General features: G+C 70.2%; 30 protein-coding genes. 19 read left to right on the top strand and 11 right to left on the bottom strand.

The features are described from left to right. The first annotated feature begins 41 nt into the window (after positions 1 to 41). Genes fdxA through AW272_RS28185 form a run of 3 tightly spaced genes read left to right on the top strand, consistent with a single transcriptional unit; the run spans position 42 to position 2,151 of the window. Positions 42 to 368, top strand: a complete 327-nt coding sequence (fdxA, locus tag AW272_RS28195; RefSeq protein WP_061299825.1) for a ferredoxin — start codon at positions 42 to 44, stop codon at positions 366 to 368. Positions 369 to 408: 40 nt separating this feature from the next. Next, the gene (dapC, locus tag AW272_RS28190; RefSeq protein WP_066371394.1) at positions 409 to 1,494 is read left to right on the top strand and encodes a succinyldiaminopimelate transaminase; all 1,086 of its coding nucleotides are present in this window, start codon (positions 409 to 411) and stop codon (positions 1,492 to 1,494) included. Positions 1,495 to 1,551: 57 nt separating this feature from the next. Then, positions 1,552 to 2,151, top strand: a complete 600-nt coding sequence (locus AW272_RS28185; RefSeq protein WP_066371391.1) for a DUF4178 domain-containing protein — start codon at positions 1,552 to 1,554, stop codon at positions 2,149 to 2,151. Here AW272_RS28185 and AW272_RS28180 read toward each other — a convergent pair. Further along, positions 2,148 to 2,918 carry a hypothetical protein gene (locus tag AW272_RS28180; protein ID WP_157518836.1) on the bottom strand — a complete coding sequence of 257 codons (771 nt, stop codon included), beginning with the start codon at positions 2,916 to 2,918 and terminating at the stop codon, positions 2,148 to 2,150. The two genes, AW272_RS28185 and AW272_RS28180, sit on opposite strands and share 4 nt — an antisense overlap. 47 nt (positions 2,919 to 2,965) lie before the next feature. Between AW272_RS28180 and dapE the strand changes: the two genes are divergently transcribed. The 3 genes from dapE (at position 2,966) to AW272_RS28165 (ending at position 5,549) form a co-directional block, all read left to right on the top strand. After that, positions 2,966 to 4,012 carry a succinyl-diaminopimelate desuccinylase gene (gene dapE, locus AW272_RS28175; RefSeq protein ID WP_066371389.1) on the top strand — a complete coding sequence of 349 codons (1,047 nt, stop codon included), beginning with the start codon at positions 2,966 to 2,968 and terminating at the stop codon, positions 4,010 to 4,012. Positions 4,013 to 4,209: 197 nt separating this feature from the next. Beyond that, positions 4,210 to 4,980 carry an LOG family protein gene (locus tag AW272_RS28170; RefSeq protein WP_066371386.1) on the top strand — a complete coding sequence of 257 codons (771 nt, stop codon included), beginning with the start codon at positions 4,210 to 4,212 and terminating at the stop codon, positions 4,978 to 4,980. Positions 4,981 to 4,991: 11 nt separating this feature from the next. Continuing rightward, a complete protein-coding gene (locus AW272_RS28165) occupies positions 4,992 to 5,549 on the top strand; it encodes an LOG family protein (protein WP_439649162.1) in 558 nt (185 codons plus the stop codon). Here the strand turns inward: AW272_RS28165 and AW272_RS28160 are convergent. After that, positions 5,546 to 5,776: a hypothetical protein gene (locus AW272_RS28160; protein WP_157518835.1), complete on the bottom strand. Its 231-nt coding sequence runs from the start codon at positions 5,774 to 5,776 to the stop codon at positions 5,546 to 5,548. The genes AW272_RS28165 and AW272_RS28160 overlap by 4 nt on opposite strands. A 26-nt stretch (positions 5,777 to 5,802) precedes the next feature. Here AW272_RS28160 and AW272_RS44535 point away from each other — a divergent pair, with 26 nt between their 5' ends. Both AW272_RS44535 and AW272_RS44530 read left to right on the top strand, forming a co-directional pair. Then, the gene (locus tag AW272_RS44535) at positions 5,803 to 6,186 is read left to right on the top strand and encodes a hypothetical protein (RefSeq protein WP_066371373.1); all 384 of its coding nucleotides are present in this window, start codon (positions 5,803 to 5,805) and stop codon (positions 6,184 to 6,186) included. After that, positions 6,180 to 6,740 carry a DNA-3-methyladenine glycosylase I gene (locus tag AW272_RS44530; protein WP_066371371.1) on the top strand — a complete coding sequence of 187 codons (561 nt, stop codon included), beginning with the start codon at positions 6,180 to 6,182 and terminating at the stop codon, positions 6,738 to 6,740. Before AW272_RS44535 ends, AW272_RS44530 begins: the two co-directional genes overlap by 7 nt. Here AW272_RS44530 and AW272_RS28145 read toward each other — a convergent pair. Next, positions 6,730 to 7,497, bottom strand: coding sequence for a PaaX family transcriptional regulator (locus AW272_RS28145; protein WP_066371367.1), 768 nt, complete (start codon positions 7,495 to 7,497; stop codon positions 6,730 to 6,732). The genes AW272_RS44530 and AW272_RS28145 overlap by 11 nt on opposite strands. A 183-nt stretch (positions 7,498 to 7,680) precedes the next feature. Between AW272_RS28145 and AW272_RS41165 the strand changes: the two genes are divergently transcribed. Both AW272_RS41165 and AW272_RS28140 read left to right on the top strand, forming a co-directional pair. Then, positions 7,681 to 7,848: a DUF3117 domain-containing protein gene (locus tag AW272_RS41165; RefSeq protein ID WP_082777371.1), complete on the top strand. Its 168-nt coding sequence runs from the start codon at positions 7,681 to 7,683 to the stop codon at positions 7,846 to 7,848. 199 nt (positions 7,849 to 8,047) lie between these two features. After that, positions 8,048 to 9,427, top strand: coding sequence for a leucyl aminopeptidase family protein (locus AW272_RS28140; protein WP_066371365.1), 1,380 nt, complete (start codon positions 8,048 to 8,050; stop codon positions 9,425 to 9,427). On the opposite strand, the gene AW272_RS28135 is transcribed toward AW272_RS28140, so the two are convergent. Then, positions 9,411 to 10,040, bottom strand: a complete 630-nt coding sequence (locus AW272_RS28135) for an O-methyltransferase (RefSeq protein WP_066371362.1) — start codon at positions 10,038 to 10,040, stop codon at positions 9,411 to 9,413. The two genes, AW272_RS28140 and AW272_RS28135, sit on opposite strands and share 17 nt — an antisense overlap. Positions 10,041 to 10,167: 127 nt before the next feature. On the opposite strand from AW272_RS28135, the gene sigE reads away from it, so the two are divergent. From sigE to AW272_RS28115, 4 genes are all read left to right on the top strand, one after another. Further along, positions 10,168 to 10,797, top strand: coding sequence for an RNA polymerase sigma factor SigE (sigE, locus tag AW272_RS28130; protein WP_066371346.1), 630 nt, complete (start codon positions 10,168 to 10,170; stop codon positions 10,795 to 10,797). After that, positions 10,794 to 11,327 carry an anti-sigma factor family protein gene (locus AW272_RS28125; RefSeq protein WP_066371344.1) on the top strand — a complete coding sequence of 178 codons (534 nt, stop codon included), beginning with the start codon at positions 10,794 to 10,796 and terminating at the stop codon, positions 11,325 to 11,327. The genes sigE and AW272_RS28125 overlap by 4 nt, the downstream gene beginning before the upstream one ends. 179 nt (positions 11,328 to 11,506) lie before the next feature. After that, positions 11,507 to 12,898, top strand: a complete 1,392-nt coding sequence (locus AW272_RS28120) for a S1C family serine protease (protein ID WP_066371342.1) — start codon at positions 11,507 to 11,509, stop codon at positions 12,896 to 12,898. 74 nt (positions 12,899 to 12,972) lie between these two features. Further along, complete coding sequence (locus tag AW272_RS28115; RefSeq protein ID WP_066371340.1) at positions 12,973 to 13,329, top strand: sec-independent translocase; 357 nt, start codon at positions 12,973 to 12,975, stop codon at positions 13,327 to 13,329. Positions 13,330 to 13,534: 205 nt separating this feature from the next. Here AW272_RS28115 and AW272_RS28110 read toward each other — a convergent pair whose 3' ends face one another. Next, positions 13,535 to 14,671, bottom strand: a complete 1,137-nt coding sequence (locus tag AW272_RS28110) for an Mrp/NBP35 family ATP-binding protein (RefSeq protein WP_066371339.1) — start codon at positions 14,669 to 14,671, stop codon at positions 13,535 to 13,537. 64 nt (positions 14,672 to 14,735) lie between these two features. Between AW272_RS28110 and AW272_RS28105 the strand changes: the two genes are divergently transcribed. Continuing rightward, positions 14,736 to 15,185: a MarR family winged helix-turn-helix transcriptional regulator gene (locus AW272_RS28105; protein WP_245657756.1), complete on the top strand. Its 450-nt coding sequence runs from the start codon at positions 14,736 to 14,738 to the stop codon at positions 15,183 to 15,185. On the opposite strand, the gene AW272_RS28100 is transcribed toward AW272_RS28105, so the two are convergent. Together AW272_RS28100 and AW272_RS28095 are read right to left on the bottom strand one after the other, a co-directional pair. Continuing rightward, the gene (locus AW272_RS28100; RefSeq protein ID WP_066371330.1) at positions 15,144 to 15,617 is read right to left on the bottom strand and encodes a DUF1003 domain-containing protein; all 474 of its coding nucleotides are present in this window, start codon (positions 15,615 to 15,617) and stop codon (positions 15,144 to 15,146) included. The two genes, AW272_RS28105 and AW272_RS28100, sit on opposite strands and share 42 nt — an antisense overlap. Continuing rightward, complete coding sequence (locus tag AW272_RS28095) at positions 15,610 to 16,818, bottom strand: magnesium transporter MgtE N-terminal domain-containing protein (RefSeq protein ID WP_066371325.1); 1,209 nt, start codon at positions 16,816 to 16,818, stop codon at positions 15,610 to 15,612. Before AW272_RS28095 ends, AW272_RS28100 begins: the two co-directional genes overlap by 8 nt. Positions 16,819 to 16,900: 82 nt before the next feature. Here AW272_RS28095 and AW272_RS28090 point away from each other — a divergent pair, with 82 nt between their 5' ends. Then, complete coding sequence (locus AW272_RS28090; protein WP_066371321.1) at positions 16,901 to 17,848, top strand: EamA family transporter; 948 nt, start codon at positions 16,901 to 16,903, stop codon at positions 17,846 to 17,848. Here AW272_RS28090 and AW272_RS28085 read toward each other — a convergent pair. Both AW272_RS28085 and AW272_RS28080 read right to left on the bottom strand, forming a co-directional pair. Further along, positions 17,832 to 18,197, bottom strand: coding sequence for a hypothetical protein (locus tag AW272_RS28085; protein ID WP_066371932.1), 366 nt, complete (start codon positions 18,195 to 18,197; stop codon positions 17,832 to 17,834). The two genes, AW272_RS28090 and AW272_RS28085, sit on opposite strands and share 17 nt — an antisense overlap. A 32-nt stretch (positions 18,198 to 18,229) precedes the next feature. Then, positions 18,230 to 18,790: a biotin transporter BioY gene (locus AW272_RS28080; RefSeq protein ID WP_066371319.1), complete on the bottom strand. Its 561-nt coding sequence runs from the start codon at positions 18,788 to 18,790 to the stop codon at positions 18,230 to 18,232. Between the two features lie 115 nt (positions 18,791 to 18,905). On the opposite strand from AW272_RS28080, the gene AW272_RS28075 reads away from it, so the two are divergent. Next, positions 18,906 to 19,841, top strand: coding sequence for an HpcH/HpaI aldolase/citrate lyase family protein (locus AW272_RS28075; protein ID WP_174551862.1), 936 nt, complete (start codon positions 18,906 to 18,908; stop codon positions 19,839 to 19,841). A 30-nt stretch (positions 19,842 to 19,871) separates the two neighbouring features. Here the strand turns inward: AW272_RS28075 and AW272_RS28070 are convergent, their stop codons facing one another. Next, positions 19,872 to 20,429, bottom strand: a complete 558-nt coding sequence (locus AW272_RS28070; protein ID WP_066371311.1) for a DUF6529 family protein — start codon at positions 20,427 to 20,429, stop codon at positions 19,872 to 19,874. A gap of 83 nt (positions 20,430 to 20,512) precedes the next feature. Further along, positions 20,513 to 21,169: a hypothetical protein gene (locus AW272_RS28065; protein WP_157518834.1), complete on the bottom strand. Its 657-nt coding sequence runs from the start codon at positions 21,167 to 21,169 to the stop codon at positions 20,513 to 20,515. A 146-nt stretch (positions 21,170 to 21,315) separates the two neighbouring features. Here AW272_RS28065 and AW272_RS28060 point away from each other — a divergent pair, with 146 nt between their 5' ends. Both AW272_RS28060 and AW272_RS42560 read left to right on the top strand, forming a co-directional pair. Beyond that, positions 21,316 to 22,242 (top strand): CPBP family intramembrane glutamic endopeptidase, encoded by a 927-nt coding sequence (locus AW272_RS28060; RefSeq protein WP_083958749.1) that lies wholly within the window; start codon positions 21,316 to 21,318, stop codon positions 22,240 to 22,242. Between the two features lie 99 nt (positions 22,243 to 22,341). Then, positions 22,342 to 26,055, top strand: a complete 3,714-nt coding sequence (locus tag AW272_RS42560; RefSeq protein WP_157518833.1) for a beta propeller repeat protein — start codon at positions 22,342 to 22,344, stop codon at positions 26,053 to 26,055. The last annotated feature ends 3 nt before the right edge of the window (positions 26,056 to 26,058 follow it).

Genomic DNA, 26,058 nt, shown 5'->3' with positions numbered 1-26,058 from the left:
CAACCTGCGGCCCATGTCGTGCCGGAAAGAAGGAGCTAGAGGTGACCTACGTCATCGCGCAGCCTTGCGTGGATGTCCTGGACAAGGCGTGCATCGAAGAGTGCCCTGTCGACTGCATCTACGAGGGCGAGCGCATGCTCTACATCCACCCCGACGAGTGCGTCGACTGTGGGGCGTGCGAACCGGTCTGCCCGGTCGAGGCGATCTTCTACGAAGACGACCTGCCCGAGCAGTGGAAGGACTTCTACAAGGCCAATGTTGACTTCTTCCAGGACCTGGGCTCGCCCGGCGGTGCCTCGAAGGTTGGGAAGATCAACGCTGACCACCCCGTAGTGGCCGCCCTGCCGCCTCAGGCCGAAGACCACTGACGCCTCACCACCTGACGCCCACCACCGGGAGCCCTTTCTCGTGATCGCCCTGCCCGACTTCCCGTGGGACAGCCTGGCCTCGTACAAGACCACTGCCGAGGCTCATGCCGGCGGCATCGCCGACCTTTCGGTCGGCACCCCCGTCGACCCCGTCCCCGAAGTCGTGCGCAGGGCGCTCACCGACGCCGCCGACAGTCCGGGATACCCGCTGACCTACGGCACGGCCCGATTGCGCGAGGCCGCGGCGGGCTGGCTGTCCCGCCGCCACGGCGTGACGGTCGATCCTGCGGGCGTCCTGCCGACGATCGGTTCCAAGGAACTCGTCGCCTGGCTGCCGACCCTGCTCGGCGTGGGCCCCGGCGACAAGGTGATCTTTCCCGAGCTCGCCTATCCGACCTATGACGTGGGCGCCCGGCTGGCCGGGGCCGAGCCCTTCCCGACCGACGGCCTGCTCTCACTCGGCCCGGAGCGGGTGCCCCTCGTCTGGGTCAACTCGCCGAGCAACCCCACCGGCCGGGTGCTCCCGGCCGAACACCTCGCCAAGGTGGTGGCCTGGGCCCGCGAGCGCGGCGCGATCGTCGCCTCCGACGAGTGCTACATCGAACTCGGCTGGGAGAAACGCCCGGTCTCGATCCTCCACCCCGACGTGTGCGGCGGCTCCCACGAGGGCCTGCTGGCCGTCCACTCCCTGTCCAAGCGCTCCAACCTGGCCGGTTACCGCGCCGCCTTCGTCGCGGGTGACCCGGTCCTGGTGAAGCGCCTGCTCGAGGTGCGCAAACACGCTGGCATGATCGTGCCCGAGCCGGTGCAGGCCGCCATGGCCGCCGCCCTCGGCGACGACGCCCACGCCGACGAGCAGCGGGCCCGCTACTCCGCCCGGCGCACCGCCCTGCGGGCCGCCCTGGAGTCGGCCGGCTGGCGCGTCGAGCACTCGGAGGCCGGCCTCTACCTGTGGGCCACCGACGGCACCGGCTGCTGGGACCAGGTCGCCCGCATGGCCAAGCTGGGTGTCCTGGTGGCCCCCGGCAGCTTCTACGGCACCTCCGGAGAGGGCCACATCCGTGTAGCCGTCACCGCCACAGACGAACGAATCGCCGCAGCGGTCGCACGCCTCACAACCGCATAGGTGAGCCGCCCTCATACGGGCTGATATGCCGCGATTGTGTTGATAGGATCGCGCGCCATGACGACAGCGGTGGTGCTCGGTCTGTGCCTCGCAGCGGTGGTCGTCGCGCTGGTCGTGTACCTCGCGTCCCCCCGCAGGGACCGGCGTGGCGGGGACGACGTGGACTCGGAGTTCTTCGACGACTTCGGAGAGCTCGACTTCTTCGATCCCCGCACCCTCCAGGTCGGTGACACCGCCACGGTGGAGGGGACCCGCTTCAAGGCCATCGGCGCCCTCCACCTGATGCGGCAGGGCGACGAGTGGACCGAGCACCTGCTCGACGACGGCAGCCACCGCCTCCACTGGCTCTCGGTTCAGGAGCGGCCCGAGGGCCTCGAGGTCATGCTGTGGACGCCGGTCCGGGCCCAGGGCATGGTCCCGGCCAAGAGCATGCTGATCATGGAGGGCGTCGAGTTCTTCCCCGGCGAGCGCGGCACCGTCGCCTACCGGGCCGAGGGCATGACCGGCCTGCCCGAGCGCGGCCTGCTCGACTTCGCCGACTACCGCGCCCACGACGGGCGGCTGCTGTCGTTCCAGCGGGTGCAGGGCGGCCAGTGGGTCGCCTCCTACGCCTCGCCGCTGACGCCGGGCTCGATCGAGGTCGACCGCAAGGCCTAGCCTTCCTTGACCGGCTTCCAGCCGTCGTGCCCGCTGGCGGCGCTCCACACGTAGCCGTCGTGGATGACCTCGCGCAGCCCGTAGAGCGGGGCGTGGGTGACGTACCAGGTCGCCTTCAGCCAGTCTTCCCTGGTCGCGCCCCTGGCCCGGTTGAACTCCTTCGTGGCGGCGGCCTGCTGCGGCGGGGGCGGCGCCTCCTTCGGCGGATACCAGCAGTGCACCGCCCGGGGCTGGTCGCCGCGGAAGGCGGTGGCCAGGATCTCGGCGTTGCGCTTGTGGTCGGCGTAGGCGCCGCCGTCGGCCGACCGCTGCACCGCCTGGGCGGCGTCGTGGAGGCTCATGTCGAGGTAGCCGTCGACCTTCTCCAGCGCGGCGAAGAAGCGGCGGGTCGAGTAGACCGGGTCCATGATCTGCTTGACCGTGCCCCAGCCCTGTGAGGGCCGCTGCTGGAAGATGCCGACCGAGTCGCGGTCGCCGAAGGAGATGTTGGTCATCTTCGACTCCTGGATCGCCGTGATGTAGGCGATCTCCAGCGCCTGCTTGGGCAGCTTGCGCCGGGCCGCGACGGCGGCGATCGTCGAGGCGACCTGCGACTGCTCCAGATCGAGGTCGAGCGTCCCCGCCGGGACGGTGATCGTGCACCCCTCGCCGAGCACGAAGGGCTCGGCCTTCTTCATCAGCTGATATCCGGCGAAGAAGATCGCTCCCGCCAGGACGACCACGATGGCCACGATGGTCAGTGCTGTTCTGGACGGGCGGCGGCTCACAGCCCAAGAACCTACCTTCTCGCAGGCCTGCCGTAGGCTCGGCTGACATGCGACTTGATCAGGACGTGAGGACGCTGACCGCCGATCTGGTGGACATCGCCTCGGAATCGGGTGAAGAGAAGGCCCTGGCCGACGAGGTCGAGGAGGCGCTGCGGCGGCTGCCCCATCTGACCGTCGACCGCCACGGCAACAACATCGTGGCCCGCACCTTCCTGAACCGGGCCGAGCGGGTCGTCGTGGCGGGCCACCTCGACACCGTGCCGATCGCCGGCAACGTGCCGAGCCGGGTCGAGGGGAACCGCCTCATCGGCTGCGGCGGCACCGACATGAAGGCCGGCGTGGCCGTCCAGCTGAAACTGGCCCTTCTCGAGAACCCCAACCGCGACCTGACCTTGGTCTTCTACGACCTCGAAGAGGTCGAGGCCGCCCGCAACGGCCTCGGCCTGCTGGTGCGCGAACACCCCGACTGGGTGCGCGGCGACTTCGCGGTCCTGATGGAGCCCACCGACGGCGAGATCGAGGGCGGCTGCCAGGGCACCGTCCGGGCCGAGATCCTCTCGACGGGTGTCCGCGCCCACAGCGCCCGCAGCTGGCTCGGCGTCAACGCCATCCACGGCGCCGCCAAGATCATGAGCCGCCTGGCCGACTACACCCCCCGCGAGCCGGTCGTCGACGGGCTGAGATACCACGAGGGCCTCAACGCGGTGCTGATCCGCGGCGGCCACGCGGGCAACGTGATCCCCGACGAGTGCGTGGTGACGGTGAACTACCGCTTCGCCCCCGACCTCACCGAGGAGCAGGCCCAGAACCACATCCGCGAGGTCTTCGACGGCTTCGAGGTGACGATCGCCGACTCGGCCCCCGGCGCCCGCCCGGGTCTGGAGAACCCGGTGGCGGCGGCATTCGCGGAAGTGGTCGGCGGGCAGCCCCGGGCGAAGGTGGCATGGACCGATGTGGCGCGTTTCTCGGCGCTCGGAGTTCCTGCCGTGAACTATGGGCCGGGCGATCCCGCGATGGCTCACAAAGTCGACGAATACGTCGAACTCGACAAGATCGTCGAGGCGGAGCGGGTCATGATCGCCTGGTTGACCTAGACGTTGACCTGGGTGTTCTGCCTGGAGAAAGAAGAAAGTGGCTTTCCTCGCCGGCCATTTGGCGGGGAAAGCCACTTTCCGTCCCGAGCAGCACCCTCGACTGTTAGACGGGCCCTGAGCGAAATCCGGTTCCGTCGTTCCGCAGGGATTCTCAAGATTTTTTCGGCGGCCATCCGGCTGGGCTAGCGTGGCGTCCCATGAACACGATTCGCCGCGAACGTCGCCAGGGCCCGCAGCTGCTCCGAGGCGAGATGGTGCCCGACTCCACCCACGATCAGCGCCTGCTCGACCGGCGCGGACCCGCCGACTGGTTGCACATGGACCCGTGGCGCGTGCTGCGCATCCAGGCCGAGTTCGTCGAGGGCTTCGGCTCTCTGGCCGAGCTTCCGCCGTCCGTCACCGTCTTCGGTTCGGCCCGCACCAAGCCCGACTCGCCCGACTACGCGCTCGGCGTCCGCCTTGGGGGCGCGCTCGCCGACGCCGGTTACGGCGTCATCACCGGCGGCGGTCCGGGCTGCATGGAGGCCGCCAACAAGGGCGCGGTGGAGGCCGGCGGCATCTCCGTGGGCCTCGGCATCGAGCTGCCGCACGAACAGTCGATGAACGAATACGTCAACCTGGGCGTCGAGTTCCGCTACTTCTTCGTCCGCAAGACCATGTTCGTCAAGTACTCCTGCGGCTTCGTCACCCTCCCGGGCGGCTTCGGCACCCTCGACGAACTGTTCGAGGCGCTGACGCTCGTCCAGACCCGGAAGGTCACCTCGTTCCCGGTCGTCCTGATGGGCACGTCGTTCTGGAGCCCGATGGTCGACTGGATCAAGTCGTCGCTGCTCGGCGAGGGCAAGATCTCCCCGCAGGACGTCGACCTGATCAGGGTCACCGACGACGTCGACGAGGCCGTGCAGATCATCGTCGAGGCGGACCGCCGCCTCGAGGAGGAGTCGAGCCTCGTGGGAGACGCCGAATAATGTACGTCTGCGTGTTCTGCGCCTCTTCGCAGAAGATCGACCCGAAATACTTCCAGCTCGCCGCCGACGCGGGCACCGAACTGGCGAAGCGCGGCCACCACCTGGTCAGCGGCGGCGCGATCGTGTCGTGCATGGGCGAGGTCGCCCGCGCCGCACGAGCCGGCGGCGCCCAGACGATCGGGGTCATCCCCCAGGTCCTGGTCGACATCGAGATCGCCGACACCGACTCGACCGAGTTGATCGTCACGACCGGGATGCGCGAGCGCAAGAGCGTCATGGACGCCCGCTCCGACGCCTTCCTGGTCCTCCCGGGCGGCATCGGCACGATGGAGGAGCTCTTCGAGATCTGGACCGCCCGCGTCCTCGGCATCCACCGCAGACCCTTGGTCCTGCTCGACCCGTGGGGCCTCTACGCCCCCCTGAAAGACCTGGTCTCCAACATGTACGACCAGGGCTTCACCCGCCCCGACGTCTTCGACGGCATCTCCTGGGCCACGAGCGTCGAAGAGGCCTTCGACCTGCTGGAGCAGCCGACTCCCCGGATCACCCCCGGGACCGACGAGGCTTAGGCGAGCCCGCGCCGGGCCAGGGCCGGTGGCCTGCGCCCGGCGATCGCCTCGGTCATGACGACGGCCTGGACGATGGATTCGGTGTGCGCCGGATCCTTCACCCGGAAGGCCGCCGAACCGCGCCAGGCCATGACGGCGGCGACGGCGATGGCCTCGTCGAGGTCGGCGGGCAGGTCCACGACGGGCCCCCGGGCCACCTCACCGGGCTGAATGATCTCAAGTGGCACGTCATCGATGCTCTCACGCTCACCACATGTGGCACGATTCGTATGTGCTGGTCGTACTCGTTCTCGCCGCGTTCGCGGTCGTGGGCTGCGTGGTCTGGGTGTCGATGGGCCAGGGCGGGGCGATGGCGGAGTTCCCGCCCGACGTGCCGCCCCTGGAACTACCCGACGCCGCCCAGGTGACCGCCGTCGACCTGGTGACCGTGCAGTTCCCGGTCGGCCTGGTCGGCTACCACACCGGTTCCGTCGACGAGACCCTCCAGCGGGCCGCGACCGCCATCCGCGATCGCGACACCCGCATCGCCGTGCTCGAACAGAAGGTGGCCGAGCTGATGACCGACCGCCTCAAGTCCGTCTACGCCCCTCCCGCAGAACCCCAGGAGCAGAAGCAGGAGCAGGAGGACGCGTGGTAGCCAACCACGGGGTAGAGGTCATCCGCTGCGCCTGGGCCACCAGCGACCCGCTCTACCTCGACTACCACGACAACGAGTGGGGCCGCCCGGTCCACGGCGACGCCAAGATCTACGAACGCGTCACCCTCGAGGCGTTCCAGTCGGGCCTGTCCTGGATCACGATCCTGCGCAAGCGGGAGAACTTCCGGCGCGCCTTCGACGGGTTCGTGATCGAGAAGGTGGCCGCCTACACCGGCGAAGACGTCGAGCGCCTGATGGCCGACGCCGGGATCGTCCGCAACCGGGCCAAGGTCGACGCCGCGATCGGCAACGCCCGAGCCGCGCTGGAGCTCCCGGAAGGGCTCTCCGAGCTGGTCTGGAAGTACGCCGAGCCCGATGCGCCCGTCCGCAAGAGCATGGCCGACATCCCCTCGTCGACGGTGAACTCGCAGGCGCTGGCCAAGGAGCTCAAGAAGAAGGGCTTCCGGTTCGTCGGCCCCACCACCGCCTACGCGCTCATGCAGGCGATCGGCCTGGTCAACGACCACATCGAAGACTGTGTCGCTAGGTCGTGAGGGTCCGCTCCACGAACGCCGCCGCCTTCGGCATCAGCCGGGACGCCTCCTGTTCGAAATAGGCCCGCGCCTTGTCGCCCGGCCAGCCCGAGGGCAGCAGCGCCGCCGGGAGCCCCGGATCGCGGAACAGGAAGTTGCGCCAGGTGTGCACCAGCCGCGATCTGACCGCGAAGACCTCGTCGTCGGCGGCGTCGTCGGGCAGCCCGTCGATCAGCGGCCGGGCCCCGGCGAGCCACTCTTCGTAGGCCCGCCCGATGGCGTCGAGATCCCAGGCCCTGGCCAGCAGGTCGACCGGATCTCCGTCCAGAACCGCTTCGAACCGGTGGGCCGTCAGGTCGAGCTGATCGAGTTCGGCCGAGGCCCTGGGGCCGATCCAGGTGGTCTCCGAGAGGGGGGCGTACCCGAGAAACGACAGGTGGGCCCGCAGACGCTCACGCCGGGTGCGGTCGCGGACGGGTTCGATCACCAGCAGGTGCCAGCGGCCCGGCCAGGTGATCGTGCCGCCTCGATAGACCCGCGCGGCCGCCTCGTCGAGACGTCGCACACATTTCGGCGTGGCCGCGTAACCGGCGCCCTGAGGCAGCCGAACCGGGTCGAGCCAGCCCTGCCGGACCATCCGCGAGATCGCGGTCCGGACGGCGGGCGCGGCGATCTCCAGAGGCGCCAGCAGCCGGACCAGGCAGGCCACCGAGGCCCGCCCGCCGCGGCTGCGCAGATGGTCCCCATAGAGGTCGAAAAGCGCGGCTCGGGCGTTCACCCCACCCAGTGTGGAGTCAGGAACTGTCTCCGACAATCCATAGGCGAACCGCTTTGATCCTCAACCGAGTCCTCTCCCGTTACCTTTTTGAACCCGGAGGCGGGATAATAGGACATCACAGAAGACGTGAATGCGCCGGCCACCCTTCATTGGACGGCCGACAACGCGGGAAGGGATACACGCATGGCGGCGATGAAGCCACGGACTGGTGACGGTCCGCTGGAAGTCACCAAGGAAGGCCGGGGCATCGTCATGCGAGTCCCGCTCGAAGGTGGCGGCCGGCTTGTCGTCGAGCTATCGGCGGATGAGGCCGGCGCCCTCGGCGACGCGCTGAAGAAAGTGGTCGGCTGACTACAGCCGGATATCGAGCGACGTCGGCCCCGCCGCGGACTTCCGCGCCGGGGCCGAGTTATTGGGGCAGATTCCCAGCGCGAGCCACGGTCGGCCTGCGGCCGTCCGCGTCTTGTGTCCTTGAGGGCAGATTCCAGCGCGAGACATTGGCTGGCCTACGGCCGTCCGCGTCTCGCTTCCGTTCCGACGTGGAGAAACCGTGCCCATAGTGACCACCGTGACCACCGTGGCCGATGTGGACGGCGACGCCGAGTTCCTCGCCGTCCCGTTCGGCCCTGACCTGGCCCCCGATGTCGAGCTGCCGATCTCCGTCCCGGCCCTGCTCGCGCACTACGAGGCCAAGGGAGAGCCCGGGGAGGTGGTCGAAATACCCGTCGCCGCAGCTGACGGCGTGCGCCGCGTCCTTCTGTACGGCACCGGCCCGTCGCCGGCCGACCTCCGCAAGGCGGGCGCCGCGCTGGCCGGCCGCGTCCAGGGCCGGGAACGTCTGACCATCGTCGCCCCCTCCGAGGGCGACGTGGCCGAGCTGGTCGCAGGAGCGCTCCTGGGTACCTACAGCTACAAACTGGGCGAACCGAAATCCACCCCCGTTCACGAGATCGTCGTCTCCGGCGCCGACGCCGAGGCGGTCTCCCGGGGCGAGGCACTGGCGAAGGCGACGAGCGACGCCCGCGACCTGACCAACACCCCCAGTTCGATCAAGTCACCGGCGTGGCTGGCCGAACAGGCGATCGCGCTGGCCGGTGAGGGCGTCGAGGTCACCGTCGACACCGAGCTGATCGGCTTCGGCGGCATCCGCGCCGTCGGCCAGGGCTCGGTCAACCCGCCCTGCCTGATCACGATGGCGTACGCCCCCGAGGGCGCCACCCGCCACGTCGTGCTGGTCGGCAAGGGCATCACGTTCGACAGCGGCGGCCTGTCGCTGAAGCCGTCGGCGTCGATGAAGGACATGAAGACCGACATGGCCGGCGGCGCCGCCGTGATCGCGGTCATCTCCGCGCTGCGCGCCTTCAAGGTCCCGGTCAAGGTCACCGGCCTGATCGCCTGCGCCGAGAACTCCTTCGGCGGCAACGCCCAGCGTCCCAGCGACGTCATCACCCAATATGGCGGCCGGACCGTCGAGGTGCTGAACACCGACGCCGAGGGCCGCCTGGTGATGGCCGACGCGATGGCCTACGCCGACCGCCACCTCGACCCCGACATCCTGATCGACATCGCGACGCTGACCGGCGCCGCCAAGGTCGCCCTCGGCAGCGGTTTCGGGGCCCTGTTCGCCACCGACGACGCCCTGGCCGCGGGTCTGCTGGCGGCTTCGGCCCGCACGGGCGACCGGCTCTGGCGGATGCCGCTGCTGGCCGACTCCAGGGCGGCCCTCGACTCCGATGTGGCCGACCTCGCCAACGTCGACGCGAAGGGCGGCGGTGGGGCGGGTTCGGTGCAGGCGGCCCTGTTCCTGCGGGAGTTCAGCGGCGACCGCCGCTGGGCCCATCTCGACATCGCCGGCCCGGCACGCAACGAGAAGGGCGGCACCGGCTTCGGTGTCAGGCTGCTGCTCGACTGGCTCAGTTCGTCAGCTTGACGGCGGCGAGCAGGCCGTCGCCCAGCGGCAGCATCAGCGGGCGCAGCCGCTCATCGCCCCTGACCAGACGGCCGACTTCGCGGACCGCGACCGACTCGGGGTCGCGCTGCGTGGGGTCGGCCACGCGGTCGTGCCACAGGGCGTTGTCGAAGGCCACGATCCCGCCGGGACGCAGCAGCCGCAGCGACTCGGACAGGTAGTCGCCGTATTCCTGCTTGGCGGCGTCGCAGAAGACCAGGTCGTAGCCGCCGTCGGCCAGACGCGGCAGCACGTCGAGAGCCCGCCCCACGATCAGCCGGGTGCGCCCGCTGGCGTAGCCCGCCTCGGCGAAGGCCTGCCGGGCCAGCCGCTGATGCTCCGGCTCGACGTCGACGCTGGTCAGCGTGCCGTCAGAGCGCATTCCCCGCAGCAGCCACAGGCCCGAGACACCACAACCGGTGCCGATCTCGACCACCGACCGCGCGTTGACAGCGGTCGCCAGGAAACAGAGCGCGGCGCCCCCGCCGGACAGGATGGGCGTGGCGCCCACCTCCTCGCCACGCTGCCGCGCGGTACGCAGGACGTCGTCCTCCGGGACGAAGTCCTCCGCATGGGCCAGGCTCGCCGTGTTCATGGTTGGCAAGCGTAGGGGAGTACGCCCCGATCGGGAACTCACGCCGCAACGGGGACGTTGCAGCTTTGAACGGTCTTTGTTCAGTCCGTTCGCCGCTGGTACGCAGGAAGGGGCGAAACCAGGCACTATGGCTGTAGCAACGGTCCTGGAGAAGGGATTGCCGGTGGACGACAGCGACCACCAGGCGGATGCAGAGGCGTCCCCCTGGACACCTCCCACCTGGGAGGAGGTCGTCAGAAACCACTCGGCACGGGTCTATAGGCTCGCCTATCGGCTCACCGGGAACATCCACGACGCGGAAGACCTGACTCAAGAGGTCTTCGTGCGGGTGTTCCGGTCGCTGTCCAGCTACCAGCCGGGCACGTTCGAGGGCTGGTTGCACCGCATCACGACCAACCTGTTCCTCGACGGTGCGCGCCGCAAGCAGCGCATCCGGTTCGAGGGGCTGGCCGACGACGCCGCGGAGCGCATCCACGGCCGTGAGCCGTCCCCCGAGCGGTCCTACGACGACAACCACCTCGACGCCGACATCCAGGCCGCGCTCGACGCGCTGCCGCCGGACTTCCGGGCCGCCGTGGTGCTCTGCGACATCGAGGGCCTCTCTTACGAGGAGATCGCGGCGACACTGGGCGTCAAGCTCGGCACCGTCCGCAGCCGCATCCACCGGGCGCGCTCGCAGCTGCGTGACGCGCTCGATCACCGTGCGCCGCGCGGTGACCAGCTTCCCCCTTCATCTTTCACCCGGGAGGGAGCATGACGCATCTTGGTGAGCGCGTTTCCGCGCTGATCGACGGCGAGCTCGCGCACAACGAGCGCGAGCGCGCCCTCGCCCATCTGACGTTCTGCGCCGACTGCCGCGACGAGGTCGACGGGATGCGTGCCCTGAAAAGCCGCCTTCGTTCCCTCGACCCGCCCGGCATGCCGGCCGATCTGACGATGTCATTGCTGCGGATGGGAGACATGGGCCCCCCGGCCCGCCCCCTACCCCGTCAGCTACCCCGCGAGCTTCCGGGCCCTTTCAGCATCGCCCCCGCCGACACCCGGCCGGCCCGCCGTCCTTTTGGTGCGACCGGCCCCGGCCGTAGCCACCGCCGTCGTGCGGCCGGCTACGTCGCGGTCGGAGTGGCTTCGGCGGCGGTCGCCCTCGGGTCGCTTTTCCTGGTCAACGGCGAACCTCGCCCTGCCCCCGCACCCGAGATGATGTTCCCCCCGCAGGTCACCGCGTCGCCTCACGGCAGGCTGCCTGGCTCCCCGTCACCGGGTCCCTCGCCCAAGCTTGTTCCTTGACGCGACTAACCGGAACCCCGTCTGGGCAGTGAGACGGCATACGATCTGGCTTGACAAGGGTCGTATGCCTGGAGCGAGACGCTGACGGCCGAAGGCCGGCTGTGGCTCGCGCCGGAATCTGCCCGAAGAAGCTGAGACTGGGTCGCGGCCCCGCCACAACCGCTGGGAGTGACTGCACGATGACCGACGACACGCGTGACGACGACGCGTACGGGCGGCCTGAGTTCTATCCGGCGGGCGAGTGGGACGAGGAATACGCCCCCCGCCAGCCGCAGCAGCAGCAGGGCGCGGCCCACCCGCCGCCCCCACTCCCCGGTGGTGAGCCCACCCAGACCTACTTCCCACCGCCGCCACCACCACCGCCCGCCGCCTACGGAATGGGGCAGGGGTGGGCGCCGCCGCCCGGCGGGGCCACCGAATTCCTGCCCCGGCGGGAGCGCCGCACCGGTCCGCGCACCGGCACACTCGCCGCGCTCGGCCTGGTCGTCGCGCTGGTGGCCGGCGGCGCTGCGTCGTGCGGCACCTACCTGCTGACCCGTCCCAGCGCGGGCCTCGACCCCGCCTACGCGATCCCGACGCCGGCCGTCGCGCCGACCGGGCGCGCGCCCGAGTCGGTCGCCGGAGTGGCCGCCAAGGTGCTGCCGAGCGTGGTCTCGCTTGAGGTGCAGGGCAGCGGGCAGGCGGGCACCGGCTCCGGGTTCCTGATCCGGGGCGGTTACATCGTCACCAACAACCACGTCGTGGCCGCCGCCGCGCGGTCGGGCGGGGCGATCCGCATCCGGTTCGCCAACCGCGAGTCGACCACCGCGCAGATCGTGGGGCGCGACCCCAACTCCGACATCGCCGTGGTGAAACCCGACGAGACGTTCGGCGCGCCCGAGGCGACGCTGGGCAACTCCGACTCGATGGTGGTCGGCGACCCGGTCATCGCGATCGGCTCGCCTCTGGGTCTGTCCGGGACCGTCACCACCGGCATCGTCAGCTCGCTCAACCGGCCCGTCGAGGCCGGCGGTGAGAGCGGGCGCGACTCGGCGCTGATCAACGCCATCCAGACCGACGCGGCCATCAACCCCGGCAACTCGGGCGGCCCGCTGGTCAACGGCAAGGGCGAGGTGATCGGCGTCAACTCCGCGATCGCCACCATAGGGGCTGGCCAGCCGCTGGGCGGCCAGCAGTCGGGCAGCATCGGCCTCGGCTTCGCCATCCCGGTCAACCAGGTCCGCCGGATCGCCGAGGAGCTCATCTCCACGGGCTCGGCCCGCACGTCCAGGATCGGGATCACGATCGACCAGAACTACCAGGGTCAGGGTGTCCGCATCGCCGACGCGCCCGACCGGGGAGTGCCGCCGATCACCCCGCAGGGGCCCGCCGACAAGGCCGGGCTCCGGGCCGGTGACGTGATCCTCGAGGTCGACGGGCAGCCGATCAGCGACAGCCGCGAACTGATCGTCACGATCCGCAGCAAGACGCCCGGCGACCGGGTTCCGTTCAAATACACGCGAGCGGGCGCGGAGCGAACGGTCGACGTCGTGATCGGGGCGGCGCCGGCTCCATCGGCCCAGCCCTCGTAGCACGCGTGCCCGGGCAGTAGTGTGTGGCCAACGTCTGATTCACGACGGTTCGGGCAGGGCAAGGGAGATCTACGGTGTTCGGACTCGGCTGGGCGGAGATCCTGGCGCTGGTAGTGATCGCGCTGTTGGTGTTCGGACCGGACAAGCTGCCCGGTGTCGCCTCTCAGGCGGGCCGGACACTGCGGCAGATCCGGCAGATGGCCAACAACGCGCGAACCGACCTTGAGGCCAACCTGGGGCCGGAGTTCAAGAACTTCGACCCTTCCGACCTCAACCCCAAGAACTTCGTCAAGAAGCACCTGCTCGACGACGTCGAAAAGGACTGGAACGCCACGCCGGAGGAGACGGCCTCGGCCGACCCGCCGCCCCCGGCGATGACGGTGGAGCTGTCGGCGGGCGAGATCCCTCCCTACGACAACGAGGCGACCTGAGCGCTGGGGAATCTGGCCAGATAAAACGAAAGGCCCGCTCTATGGAGCGGGCCTTTCGTTTACCCACGTCGTGCCTGGTTCGTCGGGTGCGGAGCAACCGCGGCCGGTTGACGCCGGATGCGGCGCGGACTGAGGCGGTGGGCGGTGCCAGGGTGGGCGGAGCCGTAACGGAAAAAGGGCTTTGTCTGGTTGGCGGAGAGCGTGACTAGCGGGCCGGGCTGAGGTCGAGTTTCATGCCCTTCAGGCCGCCCTTCTTCTTGCTCAGGCCGGCGGCGATGCGGCGCAGTTCGGCGGCGGCCGGGGCGTCGGGGTCGGTGAGGACGAGGGGCTTGCCCTCGTCGCCGCCCTCCCGGAGGCGCATGTCGATCGGGATCTGGCCCAGCAGCGGCACCCGGGAGCCGAGTGTGCGGGTCAGGGCGTCGGCGACGCTCTGGCCGCCGCCCTCGCCGAACACCGCGACGCGCTCGTCGCAGTGGGGGCAGGGCAGCCAGGACATGTTCTCGATCACACCGGCGATCTGCTGGTGGGTCTGTACGGCGATCGACCCGGCCCGCTCGGCCACCTCGGCGGCGGCCTGCTGCGGGGTGGTCACCACGAGGAGTTCGGCCGACGGCATGCGCTGCGCGACCGAGATCGCGATGTCGCCGGTGCCCGGCGGCAGGTCCATCAGCAGGATGTCGAGGTCGCCCCAGTAGACGTCGGCGAGGAACTGGTGCAGCGCCCGGTCGAGCATCGGGCCGCGCCAGACCACCGCGCTGTTGCCTTCGGGCTTGAACATGCCGACCGAGATGACCTTGATGTCATGGGCCATCGGCGGCATGATCATGTCTTCGACCTTGGTCGGCCGTTCGCCGACGCCCAGCATGCGCGGGATGCTGTGGCCGTAGATGTCGGCGTCGACCACGCCGACCTTGAGGCCGGAGGCGGCCATCGCGGCGGCCAGGTTGACCGTCACCGACGACTTGCCGACGCCGCCCTTGCCGCTGGCGACCGCGAAGACGCGGGTCAGCGAGCCGGGCTGGGAGAACGGGATCTCCTTCTCGGGGCCCTTGTTGCCGCGGAGCTTGGTCTGGAGTGTCTTGCGCTGTTCGGCGCTCATCACGTCCATCTCGACCGAGACGCGTGTGACGCCCTCGATCTTGGAGACGGCCGCGGTGATGTCGCGGGTGATCGTGTCTTTCATCGGACAGCCGGAGACCGTGAGGAAGACGCCTACGCGCACCAGCCCGTCAGGGGCGATGTCGATGCTCTTGACCATGTCGAGCTCGGTGATCGGCCGGCGGATCTCAGGGTCGTTGACCGTCGCCAGGGCCGCCGTCACCAATTCTGGGGTCGGTGCCATGTAGTCATGCTACGAACTGCCGACCAGTCCTACGAACGTAGGCCACACGTCTAGGATGGCGCGGGTGAGTCCGACAAGTCCGCCTGTCCTGTCGGCGGACCAAATCGAGGTCTGGCGCATGATGCAGCGCGCCCAGATGCGGATCACCCGGAGCATCGAATCCGACCTCCTGGAGTCCCACGATCTGGCGATGGCCTCCTACGATGTGCTGCTCCAACTGTCCGAGGCGCCCTACCGGCGGCTGCGGATGAACGATCTCGCCGGCCGGGTGCTGCTGTCGCGCAGCGGGCTGACCCGGCTCATCGACCGGCTGCAACGCGACGGCCTGGTCGAACGGCAGGCCTGCCCGAGCGACGCGCGCGGCCTTTACGCCGTGCTGACCGAGAAGGGTGTCATCCGTCTCGGCGAGGCCACACCGACCTACCTGCGGGGGGTTCGGGCCGAATTCGTCGACCGGCTGACCGGCGACGAACTAGGGCAGTGTGCCGCGCTTGCCGTCAAGCTGGTCGACTAGCCAGTCGGCCTCGGCCTTGATGAAGTCGCGGGTGGCGACCTCACCGAGGGCGATCCGCAGCGCGGCGATCTCCCGGGTCAGATATTCGAGCTCGGCCCGGTTCTGCTCCGCCGCGTGGCGGTCCTGCTCGCCCTGAACCCGGTCGCGGTCGTCCTGGCGGTTCTGCGCGAGCAGGATCAGCGGGGCGGCGTACGACGCCTGGAGCGACAACATCAGGGTCAGGAAGATGAACGGGTAGGGGTCGAAGTTCATCGGGGTCAGCGCGTTCCAGCCGATCCAGATGATCACGAACGCGGTCATGTAGACCAGGAAGCTCGCGGTGCCCAGGAACCGGGCGAACTTCTCCGACCATTTGCCGAACGCCTCGGCGTCGTACCGGATGGGCAGTTGCCTGCGCAGTTCGCGTGGTTGGTCGAGACGGCCTTCAGTCATGTCGCTTCCGCCAGTCTTCGGGCAGCAGGTGGTCCAGCACGTCGTCGACGGTCACCGCGCCGATCAGGCGGCCGTCCTCGTCGATCACCGGGGCCGCCACCAGGTTGTAGGTGGCCAGGTAGGAGGCCACCTCGGGGAGGGAGAACTCGGGTCTGATCGGATCGACGCTGCCGTCGACGAGCGAGCCGATCAGGGTGAAGCTGGGTTCGCGGAGCAGCCGCTGGATGTGCGCCATGCCGAGATAGCGGCCGGTGGGGGTCTCGGTGGGCGGGCGGGACACGAAGACCTGGGCGGCGATCGAGGGGGGCTGCTCGCGGTTGCGCAGCCGGGCCAGCGCCTCGGCGACGGTGGCGTTGGGGGGCAGGATGACGGGCTCGGTGGTCATCATGCCGCCAGCGGTGTCCTCGGCGTAGCCGAGGAGGCGGCGTACCGGATCGGCCTCTTCGGGGATCATCAGGGCCAGCAGGGCCTCGGCCTGTTCGGGCGGGAGCTCCTGGAGCAGGTCGGCGGCGTCGTCGGGGCCCATGTGCTCGAGCACGTCGGCGGCCCGTTCCGCGTCGAGGTTCCCCAGGACGGTGACCTGGTCGCGTTCGGGCAGCTCCTCCAGCACGTCGGCCAGCCGGTCGTCGTTGAGCGCGGCGGCGACCTCGGCCATGCGCTTGCCGGGCAGCTCCTGGAGCACTCCGGCCAGGTCGGCCGGGCGCATGGCGTCGAAGGCGGCCAGCAGGCTCAGTGCGCCCTGGTCCTTCTGCGCCACCTCGAAGCCGCTGACCAGGCCCCAGTCGACGACCGTGGTCTCGCCCCTGCGGCGGGTGCCGCTCCGGAAGGCGACCTTGGTGATCAGCCAGTCGGGCGGGTTGGGCTGCTCCATGGCCAGGTCGAGGACGGTGCCGGGCACGTCGTCGACGGTGATCTTCAGGTCGAGGAGCTCGCCGATCGCGAGGGTCTCCGATTCGCGCTGCTCGAAGCGGCGCAGGTTGAGGCGGCCGGTGAAGATCACCGCCCCGGCCTCCACTGAGATCACCCGGGTGATCGGCAGGAACACCCGGCGGCGCGGCTGTACCTCCACGACATAGCCGTGGACGCGCGGAGGCAAGTGGCCGCGCAGTGCGACGACCACGTCCCGGATCCGGCCGATCTTGTCACCGGCGGGATCGAACACCGCGAGCCCGGCCAGCCGGGCCACGAAGATCCGCTCCACGCTTCGCAGGTTATGGGGATGTGCCGGTCAGGTCCGATATGACAGGATCAAAGTAGGTCCACGGTAGTTACAGGGAAGAGTCATGATCAGGTCAGTCAGCCTTGGTATCGCAGTCGTCTCGGCGTTGTGCTTCGGGTTCTCCGGGCCGATGGCGAAGTACCTGGGGGCCGCCGGGCTCGCGCCGCTGGAGTCGGTGTGGGTGCGCATGGCGGGCGCCGGGCTGCTGCTCATGCTCGTGCTGGCTCTGGTGCGGCCCGCCGCGCTGCGCATCCCCCGTTCCCAGTGGCTCTTCTTCGGTCTGTACGCCCTGGTCGCGGTGGCCGGAGTCCAGGCGCTGTTCTTCCTGGCCATCCAGCGGCTGCCCGTCGGTGTCACGTTGCTGATCGAGTACACCTCGCCGGTCCTGGTGGTGCTCTGGGTGCGCTTCGTCCGCAAGATCAGGCTCCCCAAGGCGGCCTACATCGGCGCGGTGATCGCGGTGACCGGACTCGCGGTGGTCGTCGAGGTCTGGGACGGGCTGACGCTCGACCTGCTCGGCCTGCTGATCGCCCTGGTGGCGGCGGCGTGCTGCGCCGGATATTTCCTGATGAGCGACAACCTGCACGTCGACCCGCTCGGCCTGGTGGCCTGGGGCATGCTCGGGGCGGCGGTCGTTCTGCTGCCGTTCGCGCAGCCGTGGTCGATCGACTGGACGGTCTTCGGCGACGCCGTGACCGTGGCGGGCAACACGCTTCCCGTGGCCGGGGCGGCCGGCTGGCTGATCCTGGTGGCGACCGTGGTGGCGTACGTGACGGGCGTGACGGCGGTGCGGCGACTGTCGGCGGCGGTGGGGGCGACGGTGGCCTCGCTGGAGGTCATCACCGGCGCGCTGATCGCGTGGGTCCTGCTGGGTGAGGCGCTGGGCGCCTACCAGATCATCGGTGGCGCGGTCGTGCTGCTCGGCGCGCTGCTGGCGCAGACGGCCACGATGCGGCGGGCCCCGGAAGAGGCGCCCGCCGTGCGTGAACCCGTGCTCAACTCGACGGCCTGAGCCGGACCACCGCCGACCGCTTCGCCCACCGGGCCGGCAGGCCCGCCGCGTCGGGGGCGTTCAGCCGTTCCTTGGCGAGGGCGGCCACCACCTCGGGGCTCGCCTTCTGGTCGACCACCTCGACTGCCGCGGGGAAGCGGACGAGCTGGGCGCCGTTGTCCTTGCTGCGGAGCACGATCTCGATCTCGTGCTGGGCGGTGAGGCCGGGGAGGTTCTGCTCCCCGCCCCCGACCACCAGGTAGATGGCGTCGTCATGCCAGACGTGCCAGGCCAGGCGGGTGCCCTCGGGCAGCACCACCCAGAGCACGCTCGACCGCTTCGCGGCGTCTTCGATCAACGCGGGGCTCATGACCGCCAGTTTCACACAGGTCAAACCTCCTGTCAGGAGGCGATTTTCCATGCTGCGGGGAGCAGCCCGGCGGCCAGCAGGACCTTGATCCCGTCGCCGATGAGGAACGGCACGACGCCCTTCTCGATCGCGGTCGCCAGGCTCATGTCGGCGGCCACGGCCAGCCACGGCACGCCGATCAGGTAGATCAGGACCGTGCCGGCGAGCATCGTGGCGACGGCCCTGCCGACCGTACGGTCACCGCCTCGCCCGGCCAGCGCGCCGACGACCGCGGCGGCCAGGAAGAAGCCGACCACGTAGCCGAGCGTGGCGTCGCCCGCCGCGGTGAACCACGGCACGCCCGCCAGGCCCGCGAGCAGGTAGAGGGCCATACCGGCGGCGGCCCGCCACAGGCCCAGGGTGGCGCCCGACAGCAGCACGGCGAAGGTCTGGAGGGTCACCGGCACGGGGCTGCCCGGGACCGGGAACGCCACCTGGGCGGCCGCACCGGTCAGCGCGGCGGCCGCGATGACGAGGACGACGTCACGGACGATCGTGCCGGGGATGAGGTCGGACAGGACCGCGGGACGGCTCGCGGCGACGGCTCGGGACATCTGCTTGGCTCCTAGAGAAAGCGGCATTACCTCCCTATTAATCACATAGATCACCTCTGGTTCCCCTATGACACCGGGCACAACGTCCGCCTCCCGGGTTTGTAGGGTTAGGCGCATGCGCGCGCGTCGTACGTGTCTGGCGGTACCCGGGAGCAGCCCTCGTTTCCTGGAGAAGGCCCAGGGTCTGCCCGCCGACGAGGTCTTCCTCGACCTGGAGGATTCGGTGGCCCCGCTGGCCAAGGAGCCGGCCCGGGGGAACATCGTCTCGGCCCTGAAGACCGGTGACTGGGGCGCCAAGACGGTCGTCGTGCGGGTCAACGATCTTTCGACCTCGTGGACGTACCGCGACGTCATCGAGGTGGTCGAGGGGGCCGGTGACCGTCTCCACTGCCTGATGCTGCCCAAAGTCGAAGACGCCTCCCACGTGCGCTGGCTCGACCTGCTGCTGACGCAGGTCGAGAAGGCCGTGGGGCTGCCGGCCGGGGCCATCGGGATCGAGGCGCAGATCGAGAGCGCCCGGGGGCTCGTGAACGTCGACGAGATCGCCCAGGCGTCCGCACGGGTCGAGACGCTGGTGTTCGGGCCGGCCGACTTCATGGCGTCGATCGGGATGCGCACGCTCGTGGTGGGGGAGCAGCCGCCCGGTTACGGCGAGGGTGACGCCTACCACTACATCCTGATGCGCATCCTCATGGCGGCCAGGGCTCACGGGCTGCAGGCGATCGACGGGCCGTACCTGCAGATCAAGGACGTCGACGGGTTCCGGCGGGTCGCGGCGCGCGCGGCGGCGCTGGGGTTCGACGGGAAGTGGGTGCTGCACCCGGGGCAGATCGACGCGGGGAACGAGGTGTTCTCACCCGCGCAGGACGACTACGACCACGCCGAGCTCATCCTCGACGCGTACGACTACTACACGACGGTCGAGAGGCGCGGCGCGGTCATGCTCGGCGACGAGATGATCGACGAGGCGTCCCGCAAGATGGCGCTGGTGGTCGCGGCCAAGGGCCGCGCCGCAGGGCTCACCCGAACCAAGCGGTTCGAGCGGCCCTGAGGGGCTTTGAAACCTGGATGACAGACGTTCCTAGAACTGGATGCCGATCGTCGTGAAGAACCAGAACGACGAGGTCAGCCAGAGGCCGATCAGCAGGGTGAAGAGGAGACCGCCGAGGACCGGCAGGCTCCAGCCGGGCAGGCCGCGCTTGGGTAGCGACAGCATCTTCGTGACGAACACGCCGTAGAAGAGGCAGCCGAGGATCGAGTGGAACATGACGCGCGGGTCGTCGTAGCGCGCGCCCACCGAGTAGAGACAGTGGAAGGCGACCGGCACGGTGGCCAGGAACGCCAGGCGTCCCGACCACCGGTGCACCGGACCGGGCCACGACCCCTGGACGGGGATCTTGCCCCAAATGGCGAACGCCGTGAACACCTGGACGATCGCCAGCACGGCGGCGATCGTGGTCAGCCAGACCTTCATCGCCAGCGGGCCGGAGAACCCGGCGATGCCGACGGCGAAACCGGTCGGGGGGTGAAGTTCGCCGTACACCCCGAGCGCGGCGGCGACGAGGCCGCCGGCGAGGACGGGGATGACGAGTAGGGCGACGGCGCCACGGCGCTGGGGGGCGACTTGGGTGTGGGACATCTCAGGCTCTCAGGCTCTCAAGGAGGTCATCAAGGAGTCAGGCCTTGTGGGGCCGGGCGGGAAGGCAGGGGTGGCGGGGGTGGTCAGGACAGGAACGAGTCGATGAAGCCGTCGGGGTCCTGGGGGGTCAGCGGGATGCCGTACCACTTCTGGACGCCGCCGTCGAAGGCCGGGGCGGCCTCGCCGGCGTTCTCGCCGATCATGATGCGGCCGACCGACTGGCCGTTGGGGAGCTTGATCCAGCCGCCGACGACGCGGGCGCCGCGTACCTGGGCGGTGGCTCGGTAGAGGCCTGAGGGCTTCTTGACGGTCGCGGCGGAGAAGCGCCACGACTTGTTCTTGAACTCGATGCGGCCCTGCGCCTTGCCGCCGCGGAGGGCCGCGGTGACCAGGGTGTCTTTCCCTTCGAGGGTGACGGTGTTGTCTTCAGCGGTGCCCTTCAGCCACGCCTCGATCTGGCCGTCGCAGAAGTAGCCGACGACCTTGCCGTTGCGGATCGAGATGGCGATCAGGCCGCCGTTCTGATCCACGACACCGGCGTAGTCGACCTTCTTCGGGGTGGTGTCCTGGTCTTCGGGGGCCGCCACCTCCTCGGGCTCCTGGGTGGAGTCGGGAGTGGCGTCCGCGGTGGCCTCTGGGGTCGCCTCGGTGTTGGCCTGCGGCCCTGCCGCCACGCTGGCGGAGGTTTCCTGGATGGCGGGTGAGGCCGTCGCGCTGGCCACCGTCAGTCCGGCGGTCATCACGGCTCCGACGGCCAATGTGTATATGGGTCCTAGCCGGCTCATGTTCCGTATCTCCTGGGATTGTTTCCGTCCCCAGAGTGAAACGCGGCGGGCCGCGTTTGTCTGTGGACTAATGCGCACTCGTCAGGGCTGAGAATGGGGGCGTGATCGAGCAGCCTTCGCTTCAGCCGTGGATCGTCCCGCCGCCACCGGGCTCGCGGTACGACCAGCTCGCGCGCACCCCGGTGAACCGGTGGTGGCGGCCCCTGCTCGGCACCCTGCTGATCGTGGTCGTCTACGTCGCACTGTCGGCGATGCTGGGGCTGGTCGGGGTGATCCTGGCCGCGGCGGGGGGCCTGCCGACGGCGTTCTCCTCCGGCCGGGTGCTGTTCGAGGATCCGACCCTCGATCTGGCGTTCCAGCTCGTGGCGATCGCGATCCTGATCCCCATCGCGCTGGGGGCGGCCTGGTTGGTTCAGCGGCGCCCACCCGGAACCCTTTCGTCGGTCGCGGGACGGCTGCGGTGGCGGTGGCTCTTCCGATGCGTTCCATTGGCGGTCCTCGCGGTCGTGCTGGGGGAGGCCGCCCAGAGCCTGACTTTGGTGGCTACGGGAGAATCTCCGGGATACGGCTGGGCTGGCTGGTCCAATCTGCTCGTGCCGCTGCTGGTGATCCTGCTCCTCGTGCCGCTCCAAGCGGCTGCAGAGGAATACGCGTTCCGTGGCTGGGTGGTTCAAGCATTCGGTACGTATCTGCGCAATCCGTGGTGGGGGATCATCATCTCGTCGGCCGTGTTCGCAGCCTTTCACGGCTACACCGACTTCGGGATCGCCTATACCTTCGGGTTCGGCGTCCTCATGGGATGGGTTTCGATCCGCACCGGCGGGCTCGAGTCGGCCATCGCGCTGCACGCGGTGAACAACGTGGCGGCGTTCGGGCTCGCGGCGGCGGCCGGTGGTCTGGGATCGGCCCTGGAGCAGGGTTCTCTGCCCTGGCAGACCCTGGTGGGAACGATCGTGCAATTTGGCGTTTTTGGGGTTGGTGTCGTGGTTTTGACACGTAAGTCGGGAATTTCAGTGGAGGGCGGATAAATCTCACTAGAGAGGAGGTGATCGTGGGTTAGGGGAGGGGTATCAGAGGGATTGCGTCCCTCCCAGACATGTGTGGAACGGTCGACAGGAGGAGGTTAAGTGGCCGTGCCCCCCGAAGACGAGGAGCAGCCGGAAGTCCCGCCGAAGCTCCATCACTCGCCACCGGGCCCTGCCACGACCCCCGAGGAGAGTCCCCGCCACCGCACCTCACCCTGGGCCCTGCCCCCCTTCGCCGCCCCGACCCCGGAAGATCCGCCGGTACGAGGCCGACGCCCCTATGACGGCTCGGCCGGCCCCGACGAGCCCGAGCCGGATCCCGCCGACAACCTCGACGCGACCCTGCCCAGGCGGGTGATCGGGTCATTACCGTTCGAGGCCCTGGGCGAACGCCGCCACGGCCCGATCGGCCCACGTCCGGGCGAGCCGCAGGACCAGGTCGTCTGGCCCCTGGCGGGATCGCCGCTACCTCCCGCACCAGGCGACGCGGGCGCTCCCTCTGGCGACCCTGGTGGGCCGCAAGCCGGCGGTACGAGCGGCCGGGCACGGGCCGACAGGTTCGACGAGGCCGAGCGGTCCAGCTTGGGTGGGTCGCGCGGTGCCGATGAGAGCGGGCGGCCTGGTCCATCAGGTGTCCCCGGACGGTCGCGAGGTGCCCATGCGGGCGCCGACGCCGACCGGGTGCGAGAAGCTGACGGATTCGACGAGGCCGGGCGGTTCGATCCGTTAGGCACTCCTGGTCGGTCGCGCGAAACCGATGGATTGGACGATGTCAGGCGGTCAGATCCGTTGGGTGCCCCGGGTGGGGCGCGGAGCGCCGATCCTCTTGGACTCGGTGCGTTCGACGAGGCGGGACGGTCCGGTGACTCCGGGCGGTCGCGAGACGACGCGGCTGAAGACCTCGGTGGGGCGCGGGGCGCTCACCCGTTCGGCGCCACCGGCCGGTCGCGGGAAGCCGCGGGCGATGAGGGCGGCCGGGACTCGGGGTCGTTCGGTGACACCGGCCGGTTGAGCGGGCTCGCCGGGCTCGGCGGGGTGAGAGCCGCGCGGGAGGAGGGCCTGCCGTCCGGCGTGGAGCCCGTCTATCCGGTTGATCCGGGCATTCGGAACCCGGACGCGACGCCTGAGGGGATCTATCCGCCTGATCCGGGTCTCCGGCAGGGGCGGCCCTCTGACTTTCCGCCTCGGCATCATCGGCCCTACTCCACGCCGCAGCCGCCCGGTGACGACGAGCGGCCGACGCGCCGGCCGTATCCCGACCGGCTGGTCGCCTCAGGGCCGCCGCGTGAGCATGGCATCCGGGTCCAGCCGGCGATACCGGCGGAGCCCGAGTTCGTCTCGGAGCCGGAGTTCGGGCCGGGGCGGCGGGAGAATGACGTACAGGCGGGGCCGGTGGTTCGGAAGGCGCCGCCTGAGCGGATCGGGAAGCCGCCTGGCGGGCGGCCGTTGCGGCCTGATGTGCTGGCCACGCTGGGGCCGCCTCGGGGCGGGAAGCACGGGCGGCGTGGGGTGCGGACTCAGCGGCGGCGGCCGCGGGTCGGGTTGCCGCTGCTGGTGATCGTGGCGGTCATCACGGCCGCGGTGTTCGGGCTGTTCGTCGTGCGGTGGGCCACCGCTCCCGCCACTTCGGGTATCCGGCTGGCCGTCGGCGACGGCCAGTCGGGGGACTCGGCGTTCCAGGCGCCGGGGCTGCCGGGGAACGGGTCACGGCAGGTGCTGACGTCGGTCGCGTCGTCGGGGTCGACGATCGTGGCGGTCGGCACCGACACCACCAGCGCCGTCGCGCGGCCCCTGTTCATCGTGTCGGCCAACGACGGCAAGGACTGGACGCTCGGCGAGGTCAACGGGCCCCCCGGCTACGAGACCGCGCCCGGTTCGCCCGGACGGGTCGTCGGGAGCGGCGGCAAGTGGCTGGCGGTCAGCACCGACCCGGCCGGGCCCGAGGGCCGGGGCATGTGGACGTCGGCCGACGGGCGCTCCTGGGCGGCGGTCGATCCGGCCCGGCTCGGGATGTTCCTGGAATCTGACCGGGTGACCGATCTGGCCCGGACCGCGACCGGGTTCGTCGCGGTCGGCAGCACCATGCAGCCCGACGGCACCGCGGGCGCGGTCGCCTGGACCTCCGCCGACGGGCAGGCGTGGAGCCGGGTGGAGACGCCCAGGATCGGCACACCCGACATGATCCGCACGGTCAAGGCGGTCGTGGCCAAGGGGGACAAGGTCGTCGCCCTGGCCGAACCCGGCGCGGGGACGGCCACAGTGATCCTCCGATCGGACGACGGGGGGAAGTCGTGGCTCCGTACGGCGACGGCTCTTCCCGACATCAGGCCCGAGACGGGCGCGCTGGCGGCGTCGGGCGACGGCTTCGTGCTGGTGCCGACCGGGCAGCGGTTCGGCGGGCCCGGCGTGCGGGTGCACTGCTCGCCGGAGGGCCAGAACTGGACCGCCTGCGGGACGATCGGGCCGCTCAGCCCCGCCGGCAGCGGGGTGCGCGGGCTGGCCGCCTCGGGCGCGGGGCTGGCCGCCGTGGTGGAGTCGGCCTGGGAGGAGTACGCGCTCTTCACCAGCGACGACGGCCGCGACTGGCGCAAACGGGCCGACCTCGGCGCCATTCCGGGCACGCTGCGCGGGCTGACCATCACCGACAGCGGGCGTCTGGTCGCCGGTGGCGACAAGCGCGGCGCCGGTGACGTGGAGAACCTGCCCGTGCTGATGACGGCCGAGAAGGGCAAGGCCGCCCAGGCGGTGCCGCTGGAGAGCGTGCCGGGGCTGAACCGGCTGGCGCGCAACACCTCCGGCGTGCTGGCGGCGGGCGGCGCGTTCGTCGCGGTCGGCTCGGCCAACGGCGACGCCGGCATCTGGACCAGCGGGAACAACGGCGCCAACTGGCGGGCGATCAACTCCCAGTGGCTCGGCGGATCAGGACGGCAGGCTCTCTCGGACGTCGCCTACGGACCCAAGGGATGGCTGGCGGTCGGCAGCACGATGGCCGATCTGCTGGTGACCAAGCCGCTGCTCGTGGTGTCCGCCGACGGCAAGGGCTGGCGGCAGGGGCCGGAGATGTCGGCCCCTGAGGGGCACTTCTCGCTGGCGCCGCAGACGGTCGCGGCCGGGGCGAAGGGCTACGTGCTCGCCGGAGAGGACCAGACCGGCGGGGGTGTCGCGCCGGCGCTCTGGTTCACCGATGACCTGAAGAAGTTCACGCGTGTCGGTGAGCTGCCCGCCGGAGCCGCGGAGGTGCGCATCCACGACGTGGCCGCGACCGACGACGGGTTCGTGGCCATCGGCGGATCGGGGCGCGCCGAGCGGGAGAACGGGGTCGTCTGGGTCTCCGACGACGGGCTGAAGTGGCGGGCCAAGAACCGGGTGCTGCCGGACGACGCCCAGTCGGCCGGGCTGCGGCACCTCGTCGCCCGCGACGGCAGGCTGATCGCGACCGGGACGGCGCTGACCGACGACGGGACACGCCCGTTCTCGGCCGTGAGCGGCGACGGCGGCGACAGCTGGGAGTTCGCCTGGCTGCCCGCCGAGGCGCCGGCCGTGGTGCTCGACCTGACCGCCAGCGAGCGCGGCATCGTCGCCGTGGGCGCCCACGGGACGGGGAGCGAGGTCGACAGTTCGGTGTGGGCGTCCGAGGACGGGCTGGTCTGGGTCCGGCACGGGCTCGTCGAAGACGGGCTCGGCGGGCCGGGGGCCCAGTGGCTGGAGGCGGTGACGATCTCGGGCCAGCGGGTGATCGCGGTCGGCCGCTCGACGACGAGCACGACCGACAACATCACCATCTGGCGCAGCACGCTGTCATCGGGAGACGCGTAGGGG

The sequence above is a fragment of the Herbidospora mongoliensis genome (assembly GCF_001570545.1).
GTDB lineage: Bacteria > Actinomycetota > Actinomycetes > Streptosporangiales > Streptosporangiaceae > Herbidospora > Herbidospora mongoliensis.
This window is presented reverse-complemented; position numbering and strand designations above follow the sequence as displayed.